General features: G+C 36.9%; 21 protein-coding genes and 1 other annotated feature. All 21 genes read left to right on the forward strand.

The annotated features are described in order from the left end of the window. Nucleotides 1–26 precede the first annotated feature (26 nt). The 21 genes from OC533_RS00715 to queA all read left to right on the forward strand — a co-directional run bounded on the left by OC533_RS00715 (nucleotide 27) and on the right by queA (nucleotide 19,808). Complete coding sequence (locus tag OC533_RS00715) at nucleotides 27–1,316, forward strand: bifunctional folylpolyglutamate synthase/dihydrofolate synthase (protein ID WP_194323470.1); 1,290 nt, start codon at nucleotides 27–29, stop codon at nucleotides 1,314–1,316. Between the two features lie 213 nt (nucleotides 1,317–1,529). Next, nucleotides 1,530–2,240, forward strand: coding sequence for a prepilin peptidase (locus OC533_RS00720; RefSeq protein ID WP_010991599.1), 711 nt, complete (start codon nucleotides 1,530–1,532; stop codon nucleotides 2,238–2,240). Between the two features lie 12 nt (nucleotides 2,241–2,252). Next, nucleotides 2,253–2,927: a RadC family protein gene (gene radC, locus OC533_RS00725; RefSeq protein ID WP_003762424.1), complete on the forward strand. Its 675-nt coding sequence runs from the start codon at nucleotides 2,253–2,255 to the stop codon at nucleotides 2,925–2,927. 452 nt (nucleotides 2,928–3,379) lie between these two features. Beyond that, complete coding sequence (locus OC533_RS00730) at nucleotides 3,380–4,393, forward strand: rod shape-determining protein (RefSeq protein ID WP_003767044.1); 1,014 nt, start codon at nucleotides 3,380–3,382, stop codon at nucleotides 4,391–4,393. A gap of 85 nt (nucleotides 4,394–4,478) precedes the next feature. After that, nucleotides 4,479–5,366, forward strand: a complete 888-nt coding sequence (gene mreC, locus OC533_RS00735) for a rod shape-determining protein MreC (RefSeq protein WP_003762420.1) — start codon at nucleotides 4,479–4,481, stop codon at nucleotides 5,364–5,366. Nucleotides 5,367–5,368: 2 nt separating this feature from the next. Beyond that, complete coding sequence (gene mreD, locus OC533_RS00740; protein WP_003762418.1) at nucleotides 5,369–5,887, forward strand: rod shape-determining protein MreD; 519 nt, start codon at nucleotides 5,369–5,371, stop codon at nucleotides 5,885–5,887. 178 nt (nucleotides 5,888–6,065) lie between these two features. Continuing rightward, the gene (gene minC / locus OC533_RS00745) at nucleotides 6,066–6,743 is read left to right on the forward strand and encodes a septum site-determining protein MinC (protein WP_003762416.1); all 678 of its coding nucleotides are present in this window, start codon (nucleotides 6,066–6,068) and stop codon (nucleotides 6,741–6,743) included. Between the two features lie 2 nt (nucleotides 6,744–6,745). Then, nucleotides 6,746–7,546, forward strand: a complete 801-nt coding sequence (gene minD / locus OC533_RS00750; RefSeq protein WP_003762415.1) for a septum site-determining protein MinD — start codon at nucleotides 6,746–6,748, stop codon at nucleotides 7,544–7,546. A gap of 52 nt (nucleotides 7,547–7,598) precedes the next feature. After that, nucleotides 7,599–8,960 carry a ribonuclease E/G gene (locus OC533_RS00755; RefSeq protein WP_194323469.1) on the forward strand — a complete coding sequence of 454 codons (1,362 nt, stop codon included), beginning with the start codon at nucleotides 7,599–7,601 and terminating at the stop codon, nucleotides 8,958–8,960. Between the two features lie 65 nt (nucleotides 8,961–9,025). Next, nucleotides 9,026–9,104, forward strand: a sequence feature (ribosomal protein L21 leader region). 12 nt (nucleotides 9,105–9,116) lie between these two features. After that, complete coding sequence (gene rplU / locus OC533_RS00760) at nucleotides 9,117–9,425, forward strand: 50S ribosomal protein L21 (protein ID WP_003719835.1); 309 nt, start codon at nucleotides 9,117–9,119, stop codon at nucleotides 9,423–9,425. 18 nt (nucleotides 9,426–9,443) lie between these two features. Next, nucleotides 9,444–9,761 carry a ribosomal-processing cysteine protease Prp gene (locus OC533_RS00765; protein WP_003762411.1) on the forward strand — a complete coding sequence of 106 codons (318 nt, stop codon included), beginning with the start codon at nucleotides 9,444–9,446 and terminating at the stop codon, nucleotides 9,759–9,761. Nucleotides 9,762–9,774: 13 nt separating this feature from the next. Further along, entirely contained in the window at nucleotides 9,775–10,065 is a 291-nt protein-coding gene (rpmA, locus tag OC533_RS00770) for a 50S ribosomal protein L27 (RefSeq protein WP_003726866.1), read from the forward strand. A gap of 366 nt (nucleotides 10,066–10,431) precedes the next feature. Then, a complete protein-coding gene (locus OC533_RS00775) occupies nucleotides 10,432–11,250 on the forward strand; it encodes an MIP/aquaporin family protein (protein WP_003762410.1) in 819 nt (272 codons plus the stop codon). Nucleotides 11,251–11,324: 74 nt separating this feature from the next. Then, entirely contained in the window at nucleotides 11,325–12,818 is a 1,494-nt protein-coding gene (gene glpK, locus OC533_RS00780) for a glycerol kinase GlpK (protein ID WP_003771956.1), read from the forward strand. 159 nt (nucleotides 12,819–12,977) lie between these two features. Then, nucleotides 12,978–14,267, forward strand: a complete 1,290-nt coding sequence (obgE, locus tag OC533_RS00785; protein ID WP_003767023.1) for a GTPase ObgE — start codon at nucleotides 12,978–12,980, stop codon at nucleotides 14,265–14,267. Nucleotides 14,268–14,334: 67 nt separating this feature from the next. After that, nucleotides 14,335–15,183, forward strand: a complete 849-nt coding sequence (gene pheA / locus OC533_RS00790; RefSeq protein WP_003762407.1) for a prephenate dehydratase — start codon at nucleotides 14,335–14,337, stop codon at nucleotides 15,181–15,183. Nucleotides 15,184–15,295: 112 nt separating this feature from the next. Next, the gene (locus OC533_RS00795) at nucleotides 15,296–16,021 is read left to right on the forward strand and encodes a YebC/PmpR family DNA-binding transcriptional regulator (protein ID WP_194323468.1); all 726 of its coding nucleotides are present in this window, start codon (nucleotides 15,296–15,298) and stop codon (nucleotides 16,019–16,021) included. Nucleotides 16,022–16,087: 66 nt separating this feature from the next. Beyond that, nucleotides 16,088–17,023 (forward strand): L-lactate dehydrogenase, encoded by a 936-nt coding sequence (locus OC533_RS00800; protein WP_194323467.1) that lies wholly within the window; start codon nucleotides 16,088–16,090, stop codon nucleotides 17,021–17,023. A gap of 124 nt (nucleotides 17,024–17,147) precedes the next feature. Beyond that, the gene (ruvA, locus tag OC533_RS00805) at nucleotides 17,148–17,753 is read left to right on the forward strand and encodes a Holliday junction branch migration protein RuvA (protein WP_003762402.1); all 606 of its coding nucleotides are present in this window, start codon (nucleotides 17,148–17,150) and stop codon (nucleotides 17,751–17,753) included. A gap of 15 nt (nucleotides 17,754–17,768) precedes the next feature. Continuing rightward, the gene (gene ruvB, locus OC533_RS00810) at nucleotides 17,769–18,776 is read left to right on the forward strand and encodes a Holliday junction branch migration DNA helicase RuvB (protein ID WP_194323466.1); all 1,008 of its coding nucleotides are present in this window, start codon (nucleotides 17,769–17,771) and stop codon (nucleotides 18,774–18,776) included. A 3-nt stretch (nucleotides 18,777–18,779) separates the two neighbouring features. After that, on the forward strand, nucleotides 18,780–19,808 hold the full coding sequence (gene queA, locus OC533_RS00815) for a tRNA preQ1(34) S-adenosylmethionine ribosyltransferase-isomerase QueA (protein ID WP_003762400.1): 1,029 nt from the start codon (nucleotides 18,780–18,782) through the stop codon (nucleotides 19,806–19,808). Nucleotides 19,809–19,842: the final 34 nt, after the last annotated feature.

Genomic DNA, 19,842 nt, shown 5'->3' on the forward strand with positions numbered 1-19,842 from the left:
GGTCATTTTTTAAGGTGGTTAAAAAGATGGCATTAAAATCGTATCAGGAAGCTTTGGATTGGATTCATGGCACGCTTCGTTTAGGAATAAAACCCGGATTAGCTCGAATGGAATATATAATGGAAAAGCTTAACCATCCGGAAAAGGCTAATAAGTGGGTACATATAGCTGGCACTAATGGGAAAGGGTCTACTCTAACATTTATTAGAAGTAGTTTAGAAGAAGCAGGATATAAAACAGGAACTTTTACTTCTCCTTATATTGAAACTTTTAATGAACGAATTAGTGTAAATGGTATTCCTGTTAGTGATCAAATGATTGTAGATTTAGCAAATAGAATAAAACCTATAGCTGAAGAACTTGAAAAAACTGTATACGGTCCGCCATCTGAATTTGAAATTATTACAGCAATGATGTTCTTATGTTTTGCAGAGTATGAGCCAATCGATATTGGTATCATTGAAGTTGGGCTTGGAGGAAGACTAGACTCCACAAATGTTCTAACGCCTTTAATCTCTGTAATTACAACCATTGGAATGGATCATATGGAGTTTTTAGGAAATAGCATAGAACAAATAGCTGGCGAAAAAGCAGGAATTATAAAACCTGGTATACCTGTTATTTCTGGAGTCATTCAAAAAGAAGCGCAAGCAGTAATAATAAATAATGCTGTTAGAAACAATTCGAATGTTGCATGGCTAAACAAAGATTTCTTCATTCAAAATAGAGGCGATGAAATCACATTTAGAACATCCCATGGAGACGAAATACCGGACATAACCATTGGCTTGTTAGGAATACATCAGTTAAATAATGCAGCAGTTGCAATAAAAGTACTACAGTATCTAAACACATTTTCATCCTATGAGATTAATCAATCAGCAATTAAACAGGGATTAAAGAAAGCTTTTTGGCCAGGAAGAATGGAATTGCTTGACGTGAAACCATTTATTATGCTGGACGGAGCACACAATCCTGAAGGTGTAAAAACCTTTGCTAATTCAATAAAAACATATCCTGGGCATAAAAAAATAATAGTTAGTATACTCAAAGATAAAAATTATCAAGAAATGATAGCATTATTAAAGACAATTCCTGATACTGAAATTTTATTGACAACTTTTGATTATCCTCGGGCAATGAGTGATTACGAAGTCACACAAATTGGAACTATAGAAGGTATTTCTACTAATCCAAACTGGAAGCAAGCGCTAGATGATATAAAAGAAATCAAAAATGATACTAAGTTTTTCGTTACAGGCTCGCTTTATTTCATTTCTGAAGTCCGTAAATATTTGCTTACATCGCACAACTAACTTTTTGAATAAAGTGAGTATACTTAGAAAAATAAAAAAGTGCAAACTACTAAAATAGTATTTTCGTATGCTAAAAGTAAATAAAAACACCTATTTTCTACTAAGAGAAAATAGGTGTTTTTTAGTTAGTCTACCCAGTGAAAACATCATTTTACCAATGTGAAAAAATAAATCTTCTTTGCTATTCTGTTTGTAACAACTAGGAGGTGGCGGATGGTTTACTTTTTACTAATAATCTATAGTTCTATTTTTATTTCTTTTATTCAAGTCGCAGGGGAATGCTTTCCAATAAAAAAATCATTTCTATTTCGTTTTTCAGAATGTAATCATTGTCAAAAAACGTTATCGTTCTCTCAAATGATACCAATTTATTCATTCCTATTTTTAAAAGGGAAATCTAAATGCTGTCAAACTCCTATTCCGCTTAATTACTTTTTATTAGAATTAACGACACCAATTTACATCCTTCTTCTACATTATCAATTTTCTTTTTCTTATCGTTTTGTTATAGGCTGTATTATTTATTATTTTCTCGCCTTTTTCTTCGTGACAGATATTTTATATTTGCATGTTCCTAATTCTGTAATGATTCTATTCTTTTTAGTATTGTTGACATGTTATATTTCCTTTCAACAACCAGCTGTATCTTTAATCTACTCTAGTCTTATAAGTAATTGTTTCTACTTACTATTTTTTATTTTATTTCGAAAAGGTATTGGGTTAGGCGACATTAAAATACTTATTATTTTAAGTTCTTTTTTAGGTTTTGAAATGGGATATATTGTCTTTTTTCTCTCCATTGTTCTAGGTGCAATCATCCTTTTAAGTGCTTTAGTTTTAAAAAAAGTGGAGAAAAATAAACAAGTGCCTTTTGTACCTTACATTTTTATATCATTTATCATAGTTAGTATTTTAATGAAATGAGGGTTGGGATTTATGCTAGTAAATGAAATCTCGGAAAATGAGAAGCCACGAGAAAAATTACAAAATTATGGGATAGAGGCGCTTTCGACTTCGGAGTTAGTGGCATTAATTATTGAAACTGGAACGAAAACGGAATCAGTTTTAACAATTGCTAATCGAATTATGATGAAATTTAAACATATAGCTGAAATGCAGTACGCGTCTATTGAAGAATTTCAATTAGTGAATGGAATTGGAATTGCTAAAGCCTCAAAAATTATGGCAGCAGTCGAACTTGGAAAACGCATCAGTTTAGTTACGGAACAAAAAGAAATTGTCATTAGATGTCCGGAAGATGCAGTGAAACTAGTAATGCCTGAGTTAGCTTTCCTTTTTCAAGAACATTTCCACTGTATTTTTTTAAACACCAAGAATCAAGTGATTTATAGGCAAACAATCTTTGTCGGTGGTTTGAATGCTTCCATTGTTCATCCTAGAGAAGTTTTTAGACTGGCATTAAGAAAATCATCAGCTTCTATAATGTGTTTTCATAACCATCCGTCTGGTGATCCCGCGCCTTCAAGCGAAGATTTACTTGTGACTAAACGTTTAGCGGAGGCTGGAAATATTGTTGGAATAACGCTTTTAGACCACATTATTATTGGGAAAAACAAATACATTAGTTTAAAAGAAAAAGGCTACTTTTAAACCAAAAAAGTGTTCACAAATTATCTACAGACAGCATTTATTTCCTTGTGTTAAAGTGAGTATCAATTAAAAAGCAGAAGGTGACTTATTATGCCAAAACGATGGAAAGTATATAAAGATAATATTATTGTTTTTTCTATAGTTGTGGGGATGTTTATTATTCCAGTTTTTCTTTGTATTATGGAATTTTCAAAATAAAAATAATTACTTTAAAAAGTTTAATTTCGATAAAATTAAAAATGCAAAAAACATATTTTTAAAGAAAAGTTAAAATTTTTTCCTTCTCATGAAAAATTAATGTCTGATACTCTTACTTATGTTATAATAAGATGGTTGTTTATGTGTCTATACAGAAACATTGACATAAAGGGATAAGGTAACATTAATTTAATGGACGAATAAGGAAACTTAATGTATCCTGTAGAATATTACGAAGGAAAAGGAGAATACAGATGTTTGGATTTGGTAATAAAGATATTGGAATTGACTTAGGAACAGCGAACACACTTGTCTATATGAAGGGAAAAGGTATTGTCCTTCGTGAGCCTTCCGTTGTGGCAATGAAAAAAGACACACAAGAAATAGTTGCAGTTGGTAGCGATGCAAAAAATATGATTGGTAGAACACCAGGAAATATTGTTGCTATTCGACCAATGAAAGATGGCGTTATTGCTGATTATGATACAACAGCAGCAATGATGAAATATTACATACAAAAAGCTGGTAAAAGTGTTAATGCTAGCAAACCACGTGTAATGATATGTGTACCATCAGGCATTACTGGTGTTGAAAAACGCGCTGTGATTGATGCAACTCGTCAAGCAGGGGCTAAAGATGCCTTCACTATTGAAGAACCTTTCGCTGCAGCTATTGGTGCTGGTCTTCCTGTAGGGGAACCAACTGGTAGCATGGTAGTTGATATTGGTGGTGGTACAACAGAAGTCGCTGTAATTTCTCTAGGTGGCATCGTAACAAGCCGCTCTGTAAGAACTGCTGGCGACGATTTAGATGAAGTTATTATTAATTATATCCGCAAAAAATATAATTTATTAATCGGTGATCGTACTGCAGAAGCAATTAAAATGGAAATCGGTTCAGCTAGTCCAAAAGGATTGGACTTATCTCCATTTAGTATTCGTGGTCGTGATTTAGTAACTGGTCTTCCAAAAACAATTGAAGTTACTCCGGAAGAAATCAGTGAAGCACTTTCTGATACCGTTGCAGCAATTATTGATGCTGTAAAAGGAACACTTGAAAATACGCCACCAGAATTATCTGCTGATATTATGGATAAAGGAATTGTATTAACAGGTGGGGGTGCGCTTCTTCGTAACTTAGATACAGTTATTTCTGAAGAAACAAAAATGCCTGTAATTATTGCTGAAGAACCACTTGATTGTGTTGCCATTGGTACTGGTAAAGCGCTAGAAAACATGGACATGTATAAACGCAAAAAAATGAACTAAATGGACACACTCATTTATGTCATATAACAAGATGAATTCGCTGCAAAAAAATGAAAAAAGAGTACTAACGAGATGAGGTGTCGTTATGCCACAATTTTTTCTTAATAAACGTTTGATTATCTTGTTAATATCCATTATTGTTCTTGTCGCGTTAGTTGGTTTTTCTTTACGCGATCGTGAAAATGCTTCGTGGCCAGAACAATTTGTGAAAGATGTTGTTGGATTTGGCGAGAATATTGTAGCTAAGCCTACTTCATTTGTCTCAGGTGTGTTTGGTGGAGTTGCAGACTTAAAAAACACATATACTGAAAATCAACATCTGAAAGAACGTTTAGAAGAATTGGCACAACTTGAAAGTGAAGTTGCAGACTTAAAAAAAGAAAATAAAGATTTAAAAGAAAGTCTAGATATTACTGATAGTATCCGGGACTATGATCCACTGAACGCCTCTGTTATTTCTAGAAATCCTACTAATTGGAATGATCAAGTAGAGATTGACAAAGGCTCAAGCGATGGAGTAAAACCTGATATGGCAGTAACTACGCCGAGTGGTCTTATTGGTAGGGTGACAACAACAGGTGCAAAATCAGCTACGGTTGAATTGTTAACTTCATCGGATGTTAAAAATCGTGTTTCTGCTAAAGTACAGGGAGACGAAAATGCATTTGGAATTATTAATGGATATGACAGTGATACGAAGTTGCTTGAATTAAAACAATTACCTTATGATATGAAGTTTAAAAAAGGACAAAAAGTTGTTACTTCTGGACTCGGAGGGAAATTCCCGGCAGGTATTTTTATTGGTACTATTGAAAAAGTAGAAACTGATAAGATGGGATTATCTCAGACTGCGTTTATTAAGCCGGGTGCTGATATGTATGATCTAAATCATGTTACTGTTCTAAAGCGTTCAGCTGAAGCAGGAACAACGGCAGATGATACATCCAGTTCGGACACGACTGGAGGCAGGTAACCATGAATGTAAAGAAAAATATTGCGCTTCCTGCAATTATGGTCGGAACATTTATTTTAGAAGGTGTCATTAGCCTCCAGTTTGGTAATGGTCTTTTCAATGATAAGCATCTGTTTATTCCACACTTTTTACTTGTAATGCTAACAATAATGACTTGCTTTTATAAACGTAATACTACTTTAGTATATGCTTTTATATTAGGGTTATTGTTTGATATTTATTATACAGGTGTCATGGGGATTTATTTTGCAATCTTTCCGTTTACGGTTTACATTACCGATAAATTTATGAAAGTTTTACAGAATAATATCTTCTTGGTAGGTTTAATCACTGTATTTAATATTATCCTTACTGAGAGTTTGGTATATGCTTTTTATTATTTAATTGGTTCGACCACAATGACCATTCCGGTATTTATTGATCAGCGTCTTTGGACAACGATTTTGTTTAATCTAGCATTCTTTTTAGTTATCTTTTTCCCATTCCGATTATTCCTTGATCGTTTGGTTAAATCAGAATAACTATAGTAATTTTATCAGTTTGAATTCGCTATTACTTGTAAAAGTATGACTGTGGAGTATATCCACAGTTTGCGATTTCAAGCTGTTTTTTTCAGAAAAAGTATTTTTTTATTATCATTTAATTTGAGTTAGTGTATACTAAAGGCTAGAGTATAAATGTTGCGGGGTGAAATGGTATATGAAGAAGAATGTTCAAATTAAAGGCACAAAAAGTGGCATCAGTATTTTTCTTAGTGATAAGGCAAGTATATCGGAGCTGCAACAAGAATTATCGCAATTACTAGCAGATCAAAAGCAAAACCCATACTCTGGTGAAAAATTAGAGGTACAAGTTCAAATTGGGAATCGACTGTTTTCAGAGGAAGAAGAACGCGAAATTTCAACTATTATTCATAACAATAGTCAAATGAAGATTAGCGCATTTTATAGTAATGTTATGTCTAAAGATGACGCTAAAAAATGGAAGGAAAATGACCAAATTTTTTCCATGGCAACGATTATTCGTTCTGGACAAGTTGTTCAAGTTCCTGGAGATTTCTTGTTAATTGGCGATGTGAATCCTGGTGGACAAATTCGTTCTAATGGAAATGTATTTGTTCTTGGTAATATTAAAGGAATCATTCATGCTGGTTTTGAAGGCGATGAAAATGCTGTTGTTGCTGGGAAATTTCTTTATCCATCACAAGTTAGAATAGCTGGCAAAGTGTATGGATTTGATAGTGAAGATTATAAAGAAGTTGCAGATACAGATTTATTTTCTGCGTTTGTAAATGACGCGGGTGAAATAGTAATTGATGAAATACATAAGATAAGAAAAATTAGACCGGAAATTTCTAATTTTCAAGGAGGGCGTTAAACATGGGAGAAGCTATAGTCATTACTTCTGGGAAAGGTGGAGTAGGAAAAACTACTTCAACTGCTAACTTAGGAACGGCACTTGCTCTTCAAGGTAAGAAAGTGTGCTTGATTGATATGGATATCGGTCTTCGTAATTTAGATGTTGTTCTAGGCCTTGAAAATCGGATTATTTATGATTTAGTAGATGTTGTTGAAGGACGCTGCAAAATCCATCAAGCTATGATTAAAGATAAGCGTTTTGATGATTTACTTTTCTTACTTCCAGCAGCACAAACTACGGATAAAAATGCTGTTTCGGGAGAACAAATGATAGAGCTAATTAATCAACTACGTCCTGATTACGATTATATTCTAATTGATTGCCCAGCAGGAATTGAAACAGGATATAAAAATGCGGTTGCTGGGGCTGATAAAGCAATTGTTGTGACTACTCCAGAGATTTCAGCTGTCCGTGATGCGGATAGAATTATTGGCTTGCTTGAAAAAGAAGATATTGAGCCGCCAAAACTTATTATCAATCGTATTCGTACACAAATGATGGTAAATGGGGATGTGATGGACATCGATGAAATCACTACGCATTTATCTATTGAATTACTTGGTATAATTATTGATGATGATGAAGTTATTCGTTCATCTAATAGCGGAGATCCGGTTGCGATGTTACCGAATAATCGCGCCTCTCAAGGATACCGCAATATTGCACGACGCATTCTTGGTGAATCTATCCCATTAATGTCGATTGAAGCGAAAAAACCAGGATTTTTCACGCGCTTAAAACAACTTTTTGGCGGAAAATAAAAAATTAGACCCTTTATCTTTTGGATGAAGGGTCTTTATAAAAGGTGATTAGATGAAAAAACTAGTAATAAATGCAGCTAACATAGAAAAACGTGTAGCAGTACTAGAAGACGACGTGCTAATTGATGTTGAAATTATTCGCCCATCTAACAAAATCCAAGTAGGTGATATTTTTTATGGCTTTATTCAAAAAATAGACCGAAAAATGGATGCAGCTTTTGTTGATTTAGGTAATCAAAATAAAGGTTTTATACATTTAAAAGATATTCCAGCTAGCTATGAAAAAACACAAGGCGCAAAAATACCTGTTCAAATTGTTCGAGAAGGTAGTGCTACAAAACTTCCGCTTTTATCAGCGGTTCTTGAATTTCCAGGAGATTTGCTGATTTATTTGCACGGAAAAGAATATATTTCCATTTCCAAAAGAATTCAGGATAAAGAACCTCTGAAAATAATAATGGAGTCGCTTTTAGAAGAGAATGAAGCAATAATTATTCGCTCTAGCGCAGAAACTGCAACGAAAGAGCAATTAGAATTAGCATTAAACCAAGCAAGAGAAAAATATCAAACATTAGTTAAAGAAGCCGAAACAAGAAAGAAACCTGGCTTACTTTTATCTGCTGCTTCAGGCGTTTTCTTGAGTACGAAGCAATTTATCCAGCGCTATATGCCAACAGAAATTGTTACTGATGATTTTGAATTTGCGAAGATAGTGGAAGCTAATTTTACTGATAAAGAAGTTAGTTTAAAGAAAAGTGCGGACTTATTTGCTGATTTAGGTATTAAGCAACAGATGGATCGTCTTAGCAGACCCGTTGTTCATCTTTCAAATGGTTCTTCTCTTTTTATTGAAAAAACAGAAGCTATGTGGGTAGTGGACGTGAATTCTAGTCGTTTTAAAGGTACAAGTGCTAAAGAAAAAACGGTAGAAGCTGTTAATATAAAAGCGGTTCCGGAGATTTTTAGGCAAATTCGTCTTCGGAATATGAGTGGAATGATTCTTGTTGATTTTATTGGTGGTATGTCAGAGGAGGGGCAAGGAGAGCTGCGTGAGGCGATAGAGAAAGAAAGTCGTGAAGAATACATTACGACACAAGTAGCGGCTTTATCGCAGTCAGGGCTCTTGCAACTAACGAGACGAAAGAAACAACAATCCTTTTTAGAGGTGACAACAATTCCTTGTCCGGTTTGTTACGGGACAGGACACGTTGCTTCAAAAGATACACTTGCTTTTCAACTAGAAAGAGAATTAAGTGGGATTATGATGGGAGATCCAAGTAGCATCCAAGTCATCACCACAGAGGATGTGTTAGATGCGTTCTTAGATTTGAATACCTTTAATAACGCTCCAATTGATTGGGAAGTGGCAGACGAACGAGTTCCTTTTTATCAAATTGCTCGTGTTGAAAATTAAAATTAACAAGTGATTGACATAGACAGCTTCTCTATGCTATCATTTTACTGTTATGTTTGTAGCGCACCAAGCTACAACCGCACAGAGCTGGGTTAAGTATTTACCTTGTGTAAGTCCCCTGTAATGGCGAGTCTTAGTATATGAGGAGGTGCAAGTATGTACGCAATTATTGAAACAGGTGGGAAACAAATCAAAGTAGAAGCAGGCCAAGAAATCTATGTTGAGAAATTAGCAGGTGAAGTTGGTGATGTTGTTACTTTTGACAAAGTTCTATTCGTAGGCGGAGATTCCGCTAAAGTTGGCGTTCCATTCGTGGACGGAGCAACTGTAACAGCTAAAGTTGAAAAACAAGGCCGTGCGAAGAAATTGACAGTTTATAAATATAAACCGAAAAAGAACTACCACAAAAAACAAGGTCATCGTCAACCTTACACAAAATTAACTATTGATGCAATCAATGCTTAATTTGAAAGGACGAAAAAAATGATTCAAGTCGATGTTATGCGAGAAAACAACCAAATAGTTTCTTTTACAATGAGTGGACATGCCGATTTTGCCGAACATGGCAGTGATTTGGTTTGTGCAGGAGCTTCGTCAATTGCCTTTGGGATGGTTAATGCTATTTCAGAAGTACGTGACTTTGAGCCTGTGTTTGAAGAGTCGGAGGGTTACCTTTACTATTCTGTGCCTGCTGATTTTGTTGGAGATGATGTGGTACAAATCTTGCTTACAGGGATGGAAAATCAACTAAGGTCATTAGCGTACAGCTATCCTGATCATATAAAAATTAACTCCAAATAGGAGGTGGAATTTCATGTTAAAATTTGATATTCAACATTTTGCGCACAAAAAGGGTGGCGGTTCGACTTCTAACGGACGTGACTCTGAATCAAAACGTTTAGGTGCAAAACGTGCGGACGGACAATTTGTTACTGGTGGATCTATCCTTTATCGTCAACGTGGTACTAAAATCTATCCAGGAACTAACGTTGGTCGTGGCGGCGATGATACTCTATTCGCTAAAACTGACGGCGTTGTACGTTTCGAACGTATGGGACGCGACAAGAAAAAAGTTAGCGTTTATCCTGAAGTACAAGAAGCTTAAATACAAAATTAAAAACCGTCACTTGTGGCGGTTTTTTTGTGTTTTCTTCTTTGTGAATTAATTTCTTTTAAAAAGGGTTATAACTCTCCTAAATTGGGGTAAAAGTAAAGAGGCAGATGAAGAGACATTGTGAAAAATAGGACAAGTCGTTTGATTGACAGCGTTTTCTTGATGTGATTAAATAGACTCAAGTTAATTAACATGTCAGGAGAAGAGATGGCAATCGAAACGATGCAAGGGTACTAGTGTGCCTACGTTTTGATTGTCATTCTTTTTTTGAAGTTAATTGATAATCGGAATGTAAGGGGACTAGTAAGTGTTAAAATTCCGGTGCTACAAATAAGCAAGAAGAAGGAGTTGGAAAAGATGATTGACACAAGTTTAGCAACACAATTTCTAGGTGAAGTAATTGGTACTGCCATCCTAATTATTTTAGGTGCTGGTGTCGTAGCGGGTGTTTCACTGAAGAAATCCAAGGCAGAGAATGGCGGCTGGGTCGTTGTTACTTTAGCTTGGGGGCTAGGTGTTACAATGGGTGTATATGTTTCAGGATATATGAGTATGGCCCATCTTAACCCGGCTGTAACAATCGGTATGGCGCTTGCAGGTGCTTTCCCGTGGAACTATGTATTGCCGTATATTGTTGCTCAGTTTATCGGAGCATTCATTGGTGCAACACTCGTATGGTTACATTACTACCCGCACTGGAAGAAAACAGAAGATAAACCAACAAAACTAGGTGTTTTTGCAACGGCGCCAGCTATTCGCCATTTTACATCTAACTTTTTTGGTGAAGCATTAGGTACTTTTATGTTAGTGTTTGGATTACTATCACTAGGTGCAAATTCCTTTTCAGATGGATTAAATCCACTTGTTGTTGGCGCATTAATCGTAGCTATCGGGATGTCTCTTGGTGGAACTACTGGTTATGCAATCAACCCAGCACGTGACCTTGGACCAAGAATTGCGCATTTTGTTTGGCCGATTTCTGGCAAAGGTGGATCTGATTGGGGTTACTCATGGGTTCCGGTTATTGGACCAATTATGGGTGGTGCATTAGGTGCTTTAGGATATAATGCAATTATTAATGGCGAACTAGGAATGTGGTTCTGGGTGTTCGCAGTATTATTTGTTTTAATTCTTATTTTAACAATGCAACTCGACAAGAAAAAAGATTTAGCATAAGCTAGAATAATAACTAGCTCTAAACGAAAGTCTCTGGGCTTTCGTTGTACTTAAAACTAGAGGAGGAATTTTACATGGAAAAGAAATATATTTTAGCACTGGATCAAGGAACAACAAGTTCAAGAGCGATGATTATTGACGAAGAAGGAGAAGTAATTGGCGTTGCGCAAGAAGAATTTGATCAAATTTTTCCTAAGCCAGGTTGGGTTGAACATAGTGCCAATGAAATCTGGGCTTCGATTTTAGCAGTAATTGCAGGCGTATTACTCAAAACAAATATTTCTTCTAAAGAAATTGCTGGGATTGGTATTACAAACCAACGTGAAACTACTGTTATTTGGGATAAAGAAAGCGGAAATCCAATTTATAATGCAATTGTTTGGCAATCTCGTCAAACTGAAGATATTTGTAAGCAACTTCGTAAAGATGGTTACGAAGATACGATTAGATCAAAAACTGGTCTTTTGATTGATCCATACTTTGCAGGTACAAAAGCTCGCTGGATTCTTGATCATGTAGATGGCGCACAAGAACGTGCTGAAAAAGGAGAACTTCTTTTCGGTACAATTGATACTTGGTTAGTTTGGAAATTAACTGGTGGTCGTGCTCATATTACCGATTATTCCAATGCTTCCCGGACACTTCTTTATAATATTTATGATTTAGAATGGGATGATGAGCTTCTAAAAATGCTTAATATCCCAAGAGCAATGTTACCTGAAGTTCGTCCTTCCTCTGAAGTATACGCGGACACAGTGCCTTATCACTTCTTTGGTGAAGAAGTTCCTGTTGCAGGTATTGCCGGTGACCAACAAGCCGCATTATTTGGCCAAGGTTGTTTTGAAAAAGGTATGGCGAAAAACACTTACGGAACTGGTTGTTTTTTACTAATGAACACAGGCGAAAAAGCAGTACGTTCTGAAAATGGACTATTAACTACGCTTGCTTGGGGACTTGATGGTAAAGTGGAATATGCGCTTGAAGGTAGTATTTTCGTTGCTGGTTCCGCTATTCAGTGGTTACGTGATGGCTTACGTATGGTTCGTCAATCAAGTGATTCTGAAAACTATGCGAGCCGGATTGAATCTAGTGATGGTGTATATGTTGTACCAGCATTCGTTGGTTTAGGCGCACCTTACTGGGATTCCGACGTTCGTGGTGCTGTCTTTGGATTAACTCGCGGTACTGAAAAAGAACAATTTATCCGTGCGACATTGGAATCTCTTGCTTATCAAACTCGTGATGTACTGTATGCAATGGAACAAGATTCTGGTATTAGCTTAAAAACGTTACGTGTGGATGGCGGGGCTTCTGCTAATAACTTCTTAATGCAATTCCAATCCGATATTCTAGGTGTTCCTGTAGAACGTCCAGAAAACAAAGAAACAACTGTTCTTGGAGCAGCTTTCTTAGCAGGACTTGCAGTAGGCGTTTGGAAAGATAAAAACGAAATTAAAAAACATTGGAAACTAGACAAACGTTTTGAAGTAGAAATGAAAGACGATCAAAGAGAAGATTTATATGAAGGTTGGCATAAAGCAGTCAAAGCTGCACAAGCTTTCAAATAATTGTTAAAAGATGCGCCAAATGTGTAAAAGCATTTGGCGCATTTTTGTGATGTAAAACAAATAAATATCTGGAAATAGAAATAAATATAGTGACAGATGTATAGTTTGTTCGTTATAATGAAAGATAAGACTTTTAAGGAACGGGAGAATATAAAAATTATGTTTGTAGATCAGGTTAAAATATATGTAAAAGCTGGTAATGGTGGGGACGGTATGGTAGCATTCCGTCGCGAAAAATTTGTACCAAACGGTGGTCCTGCTGGCGGTGACGGCGGTAAAGGAGCAGACGTTGTATTCGTAGTAGATGAAGGTTTGCGCACACTAGTAGATTTTCGCTTTAAACGAATCTTTAAAGCAGAACACGGCGAGCATGGCATGAGTAAAAGTATGCATGGACGCGGTGCAGAAGATTTAGTTGTCAAAGTACCACAAGGAACGATTGTGAAAGATATTGATACTGGAGAGATTATTGCTGATTTAGTAGCACATGGTCAGCGCGCAGTTATTGCAAAAGCCGGACGTGGCGGACGTGGTAACAAACGTTTTGCAACACCAGCCAATCCAGCTCCAGAACTCTCTGAAAACGGGGAGCCAGGGCAAGAACGAAATGTACAATTAGAACTTAAAGTATTAGCAGATGTTGGTTTAGTTGGTTTCCCAAGTGTTGGTAAATCTACCTTATTATCTGTTGTATCTGCAGCAAGACCAAAAATCGCTGCTTACCATTTCACGACGATTGTTCCTAATTTAGGAATGGTTGATGCGGGAGATGGACGTAGTTTTGTTATGGCTGATTTACCAGGTCTAATTGAAGGGGCTAGCCAAGGTGTTGGTCTAGGACATCAATTCCTACGCCATATCGAAAGAACTCGAGTTATCGTACATGTAATTGATATGTCTGGTTCAGAAGGTCGCGTACCTTATGAAGATTATATGGCAATCAATAATGAACTAGAACAATATAACTTACGCTTAATGGAACGTCCACAAATCATCGTAGCGAACAAAATGGATATGCCAGACGCGGAAGAAAATCTAAAAGAGTTTAAAACTAAAATCGCTGAAGATATTCCGGTATTCCCGATTTCCGCAGTAACAAAAACGGGTCTACGTGAATTACTTCTTGCAATTGCAGATAAATTAGAAACAACCCCAGAATTCCCACTCAATGAAATTCTGGAACAAGAAGATGAAGATACAGTTCTTTACAAGTATGTTGCTGAAGAACCTGACTTTGAAATTACAAGAGAGCCAGATGGTACATTCGTACTTAGCGGTGCCAAAATTGAACGCTTATTCACTATGACTAACTTCGAACGTGATGCTTCTATTAGCCGTTTTGCGCGTCAACTTCGTGCAATGGGTGTTGATGAAGCACTTAGAAAACGTGGCGCTAAAGACGGAGATATTGTTCGCTTACTTGATTATGAATTTGAATTTATGGATTAAAAAAAGTGCTGCGCCAATCAATTGGCGCACGCTTTTTTCCTAGCTACAATAAAAAGGAGAGTTGAAAATGAAAATTGCTTATTTAGGCCCAGCAGCATCTTTTACTCATGCAGCAGCAGCGAAAGCTTTTCCAAAAGAAGAGATGGTTGCTAAAAGCACTATTCCTGATTGCATTATGGCAATCGAAAAAGAAGATGTGGACGTGGCGGTTGTCCCAATTGAAAATACTATTGAAGGAAGCGTCAATATTACGCTAGACTATTTATTTCATTTTTCAAGTGTCCCTGTTGTGGCGGAAATTGTTCTACCGATTGCGCAACATTTAATGGTTCATCCAGCTCATAAAGCAACTTGGAAATCCGTGCAAAAAGTAATGTCGCATCCGCAAGCCCTTGCCCAGTGCCATACGTTCCTTCAGGCAGAACTTTACGGGGTAGAGCGTGAAGTAACACCTTCGACAGCTTATGCGGCAAAATGGGTTAGCAATAATCCAACTGAACTTGTAGCAGCAATTGCTCCTCGGATGGCAGCCAGTGAGTATGGACTAGAAATCGTTCAAGAAAATGCCCAAGATTTAGAATTGAACCAAACGAGATTTTTTGTTTTAAGTCGTAAGCCAGTTTCCATTTTGTTACCAAAAGAAGAAGAAAAAACTTCGATTTCGGTCATTTTACCTAACAATATGCCGGGAGCGTTACATAAAGTATTGTCTACATTTGCTTGGCGTGACATTGACTTAAGTAAAATTGAGTCGAGACCACTTAAAACGTCATTAGGAGAATATTTTTTCTTAATAGATGTGCTTTCAGAAGGTAAAGAAACACTTGTAACGAACGCTCTTGATGAAATTAGGCTTTTAGGAGGTAAGGCGAACAAACTTGGAACTTACCATGTGCATCGCTTACAAACTACTTAAATAATGAGTTATCGTATTTTATTGCGGTAACTTTTTTTATTTGCGAATAGTTATTTTTTACGTTAAAATTTGTAGGAGAAAAGCTTTACTAAAACTTGAAGGAGTGAAACAGATGGCAGGACATTCAAAATGGAACAATATTCAAGGTCGAAAAAATGCGCAAGATTCCAAGCGTTCTAAAGTATTTCAAAAGTTAGCAAGAGAAATTTTCGTTGCAGCAAAAAAAGGCCCTGACCCGAATCTGAACCCGTCACTTCGATTAGTAATGGATAAAGCAAAAGCAGTCAATATGCCGAATGACAACATCAAACGTGCTATAGATAAAGCTGCTGGAAATACTAGCGGCGAAAATTATGATGAAGTAACGTATGAAGGATATGCGCCAGGTGGAATTGCAGTGCTTGTCCATGCGCTTACAGATAATAAAAATCGTACAAGTACAAATGTCCGTGTTGCTTTCAATAAAAACGGTGGTAGCCTCGGAGAAACGGGAAGTGTCAGCTATATGTTTGATCGTAAGGGCTACTTAGTTATTCTAAGGGAAGGCTTAACCGTTGATGAAGAGGAGTTTATGCTAGAAGCGATTGAAGCTGGAGCAGATGATGTAGAGGTAAGTGATGACGTCTTTGAAGTGTTCACTGAACCCGGAGCATTTTCTGATGTCAAAGATGCTTTACAACAAGATGGTTATACTTTTGCTACAGCAGAACTTTCGATGTTTCCAACTGTCTACAACGAAATTGCAGAAAACAACCAAACACAATTTGATAAAATGATGGAAGCATTAGAAGATGACGATGATGTACAAGAAGTTTATACAAACGCTGAGATAAATTAAGTCAAAACACCCCTTTTGTGCAATCTGAATGGGGTGTTTTATATGAATCAAGAGGAGGAAATAAAAATGAAACCACGTAAAGTTATGGTAATTGGGGCAGGTAATGTAGGGTCGGCTGCGGCTCACGCATTTGTTAACCAAAAATTTGTAGAGGAGTTAATCCTTGTTGATTTAAATAAAGAACGTGTGGAAGGAAATCGGAAAGACTTGGCAGATGCAGCAGCATTTATGTCTGGGAAAATGGATATTTCTGTTCGTGAAGCAAGTGATTGCGCAGATGTCGATATTGCAGTAATTACGGTGACAGCGGGACCGTTAAAAGAAGGGCAAACACGTTTAGACGAACTAAGAAGCACATCAAGAATAGTGGCGAGTATTGTTCCTGAAATGATGAAAGGCGGCTTTAAAGGTATTTTCTTAATTGCCACGAATCCTTGTGACATCATTACGTATCAAGTTTGGAAATTATCTGGACTACCAAGAGAGCAGGTGCTTGGAACTGGAGTTTGGCTTGATACAACAAGATTACGCCGTTTATTAGCAGAGAAATTAGACATTGCTGCTCAAAGTATTGATGCATTTATTTTAGGCGAACACGGCGATTCACAGTTTCCTGTCTGGTCACATTCCTCGATATACGGTAAACCAGTAAATGAATATAGTATGGAAAAACTCGGAGAATCCCTTGATTTAAAATTAATTGGTGAAACTGCCCGTGATACTGGCTTTGAAATATATCATCAAAAAGGCTGCACTGAATACGGGATTGCTGGAACTATTGTAGAGATTTGCCGTCATATTTTCAGCGGTAGTCAGCGTGCTCTAACTGTTTCTTGTGTTCTTGACGGCGAATATGGTCAAACTGGTTTAGCAATCGGCGTTCCAGCAGTTTTAAGCCAAAATGGTGTAAAAGAAATTATTTCCTTAAAATTAAACGAACAAGAGCAACAAGCATTTGATCATTCAGCTGCAGTAATCAAGGAAAATATAAAATCTATATAAGAAGTCAATAATATTATTATGTAAACTAAAAAACGATTTCCTTTTATGAACAAAAACTAGTACAGATGTTCCTTTTTATGCTATCATATAATGTATGACGTGAAACGAAGAGAGGACGAATAAATTGTACGATTACATAAAAGGAATAGTAAAAACGATTACACCAGAATATATTGTTGTCGAAACAGGACAAATCGGCTATCAAATAATTACAGGAAACCCATTTTCCTTTCAACGATTAGAAGGTACTGAAGCGCAAGTCTTTTTGTATCAACATGTTCGGGAAGACAACATTTCCTTGTTTGGTTTCCAGTCAACAGAAGAACGTTATCTGTTCAAAAAATTATTAAGCGTTTCGGGTATTGGGCCAAAAAGTGCGCTAGCTATTATAGCTTCTGGAGATGTAGTACCACTTATTACTGCAATCGAATCAGAAGATGATGTTTATTTGACTAAATTTCCAAGTGTCGGTAAAAAAACAGCACGTCAAATTATCCTTGATTTAAAAGGTAAACTAGCAGATGTAGTTGCAAGTGAAATTGTCTATAAAGCTGCAGAAAACGACATTGTTACTGGGCTTTCACCGCAACTAGAAGAAGCAGTTTTAGCGCTCGAAGCACTTGGTTACAGTACGAGAGAACTAAAAAAAGTTATACCAAAAATGGCAAAAGAAAACGACTTAACAAGCGATGCATACATCAAGCTAGCACTGCGATTAATGACAAAATAGAGAGGAGCTTGTGGCATGGATGAACGAATTATTTCAAGTGAAACGGTAGACGCAGAAGAAGTATCTTTTGAAACTAGTTTGCGGCCACAGACCCTTTCACAATATATTGGGCAAGACAAAGTAAAGAATAACTTAACTGTCTTTATTGAAGCTGCCACACTCCGAAATGAAGCGCTGGATCATGTGCTTTTATACGGACCTCCTGGACTCGGTAAAACAACCCTTGCGATGGTCATTGCTTCTGAAATGGGGAGCGAAATTAAGACAACGAGTGGCCCTGCGATTGAACGCCCAGGTGACTTGGCGACTATTTTGACAAGTTTAGAACCAGGTGACGTTTTATTTATTGATGAAATCCACCGTTTATCGCGAGCAATTGAAGAAATTTTATATCCAGCAATGGAAGATTATTGTTTGGATATTGTTATTGGAACAGGACCTACCGCGCGTTCTGTTCGCTTAGATTTGCCGCCATTTACGCTGATTGGAGCGACAACTCGGGCGGGACTTTTATCGGCACCACTTAGAGACCGCTTTGGTGTAATTGACCATTTAGAATTTTACACGGAAGAGCAATTAACCGAAATTGTCCTTAGAACGTCTGGGATATTGGATACGAAAATCGATGACCTTGGTGCACGTGAAATTGCAAGACGGTCAAGGGGAACCCCGCGGATTGCTAATCGGCTATTGAAGCGTGTTCGTGACTTTGCGCAAGTTAGAGGGAACGGTACAGTTACTGAAAAATTGGCAAAAGAGGCACTGACACTACTTCAAGTGGATCCAAGAGGACTTGATACGATTGACCAAAAGCTACTTCATACGATTATTCAATCATTTAGAGGTGGTCCTGTTGGTTTAGATACAATCGCAGCAAGCATTGGTGAAGAGCGCGAAACCATTGAAGATATGCAAGAACCCTATTTACTACAAATCGGTTTTCTACAAAGAACCCCGCGAGGACGAATCGCGACGGAAACAGCATACAGCCATTTAGGAATAAGTTATGAAAAAGAGGTATAAAGAATGAAAGTAGAAGATTTCGATTTTGATTTACCAGAAGAATTAATTGCGCAAACCCCATTACTTGACCGGACTTCAAGCCGACTAATGGTACTTGATAAAGAATCAGGTGAGATAAAAGATCAACATTTTACTGATATAATTAGTTATTTAAATAAAGGAGATGCACTAGTATTAAACGATACGCGTGTTCTTCCAGCTAGGCTTCATGGAATTAAAGATGAAACTGGCGCTCATATTGAAGTATTACTTTTAAAACAAAAAGAAGGCAATGCTTGGGAAACTTTAGTAAAACCTGCAAAAAGAATTCGTAAAGGCGCTACTATTACCTTTGGGGATGGGGCGTTAAAAGCTACTTGTTTAGAAGAACTTGAGCACGGTGGCCGAATTCTTGAATTTTCTTATGAAGGTATTTTTTATGAAGTATTGGAGCAACTTGGTGAAATGCCACTGCCTCCATACATTAAAGAGCAACTTGCAGATCAAGATCGTTATCAAACAGTTTACGCGAAAGAAAATGGTTCTGCAGCAGCGCCAACTGCCGGACTTCATTTCACCGAAGAGTTATTAGCACAAATTAGTGCCAAAGGTGTAGAAATAATATTTGTAACTCTGCATGTTGGTCTTGGTACATTCCGCCCAGTAGACGTGGAAGATACTCAAAACCACAAAATGCATTCTGAATTTTATCGTTTAACCGAAGAATCTGCTGATCGGATTAATAAAATCAAATCGGCTGGTGGAAAAGTGGTTGCGGTCGGAACAACTTCCATTCGTACTTTAGAAACGATTGCGAGTCGTCATGATGGAAAACTAATTGCAGAATCAGGTTGGACAGATATTTTCATTTCTCCAGGATATGAATTCCAGGCAGTAGATGCGTTAATTACTAATTTCCATTTACCAAAATCGACATTGATTATGCTTGTATCCGCTTTATCTGATCGCACTAAAATATTAGCAGCTTATAACCATGCGGTAGAACAACAATATCGCTTCTTTAGTTTTGGCGATGCAATGTTTATTCATTAATTTGCGAAAAAAATAACAGAAAAGCTTGTTTTCA

The sequence above is a fragment of the Listeria sp. Marseille-Q6474 genome (genome assembly GCF_946902005.1).
GTDB lineage: Bacteria > Bacillota > Bacilli > Lactobacillales > Listeriaceae > Listeria > Listeria innocua.

Coding starts and splice junctions, on each gene's coding strand:
- OC533_RS00715 (WP_194323470.1), top strand. CDS start 27: ATGGCATTAAAATCGTATCAGGAAGCTTTGGATTGGATTCATGGCACG.
- OC533_RS00720 (WP_010991599.1), top strand. CDS start 1,530: ATGGTTTACTTTTTACTAATAATCTATAGTTCTATTTTTATTTCTTTT.
- queA (WP_003762400.1), top strand. CDS start 18,780: ATGAAAGTAGAAGATTTCGATTTTGATTTACCAGAAGAATTAATTGCG.
- ruvB (WP_194323466.1), top strand. CDS start 17,769: ATGGATGAACGAATTATTTCAAGTGAAACGGTAGACGCAGAAGAAGTA.
- rpmA (WP_003726866.1), top strand. CDS start 9,775: ATGTTAAAATTTGATATTCAACATTTTGCGCACAAAAAGGGTGGCGGT.
- minD (WP_003762415.1), top strand. CDS start 6,746: ATGGGAGAAGCTATAGTCATTACTTCTGGGAAAGGTGGAGTAGGAAAA.
- OC533_RS00800 (WP_194323467.1), top strand. CDS start 16,088: ATGAAACCACGTAAAGTTATGGTAATTGGGGCAGGTAATGTAGGGTCG.
- rplU (WP_003719835.1), top strand. CDS start 9,117: ATGTACGCAATTATTGAAACAGGTGGGAAACAAATCAAAGTAGAAGCA.
- glpK (WP_003771956.1), top strand. CDS start 11,325: ATGGAAAAGAAATATATTTTAGCACTGGATCAAGGAACAACAAGTTCA.
- pheA (WP_003762407.1), top strand. CDS start 14,335: ATGAAAATTGCTTATTTAGGCCCAGCAGCATCTTTTACTCATGCAGCA.
- OC533_RS00755 (WP_194323469.1), top strand. CDS start 7,599: ATGAAAAAACTAGTAATAAATGCAGCTAACATAGAAAAACGTGTAGCA.
- mreC (WP_003762420.1), top strand. CDS start 4,479: ATGCCACAATTTTTTCTTAATAAACGTTTGATTATCTTGTTAATATCC.
- OC533_RS00795 (WP_194323468.1), top strand. CDS start 15,296: ATGGCAGGACATTCAAAATGGAACAATATTCAAGGTCGAAAAAATGCG.
- OC533_RS00730 (WP_003767044.1), top strand. CDS start 3,380: ATGTTTGGATTTGGTAATAAAGATATTGGAATTGACTTAGGAACAGCG.
- obgE (WP_003767023.1), top strand. CDS start 12,978: ATGTTTGTAGATCAGGTTAAAATATATGTAAAAGCTGGTAATGGTGGG.
- OC533_RS00765 (WP_003762411.1), top strand. CDS start 9,444: ATGATTCAAGTCGATGTTATGCGAGAAAACAACCAAATAGTTTCTTTT.
- mreD (WP_003762418.1), top strand. CDS start 5,369: ATGAATGTAAAGAAAAATATTGCGCTTCCTGCAATTATGGTCGGAACA.
- radC (WP_003762424.1), top strand. CDS start 2,253: ATGCTAGTAAATGAAATCTCGGAAAATGAGAAGCCACGAGAAAAATTA.
- minC (WP_003762416.1), top strand. CDS start 6,066: ATGAAGAAGAATGTTCAAATTAAAGGCACAAAAAGTGGCATCAGTATT.
- OC533_RS00775 (WP_003762410.1), top strand. CDS start 10,432: ATGATTGACACAAGTTTAGCAACACAATTTCTAGGTGAAGTAATTGGT.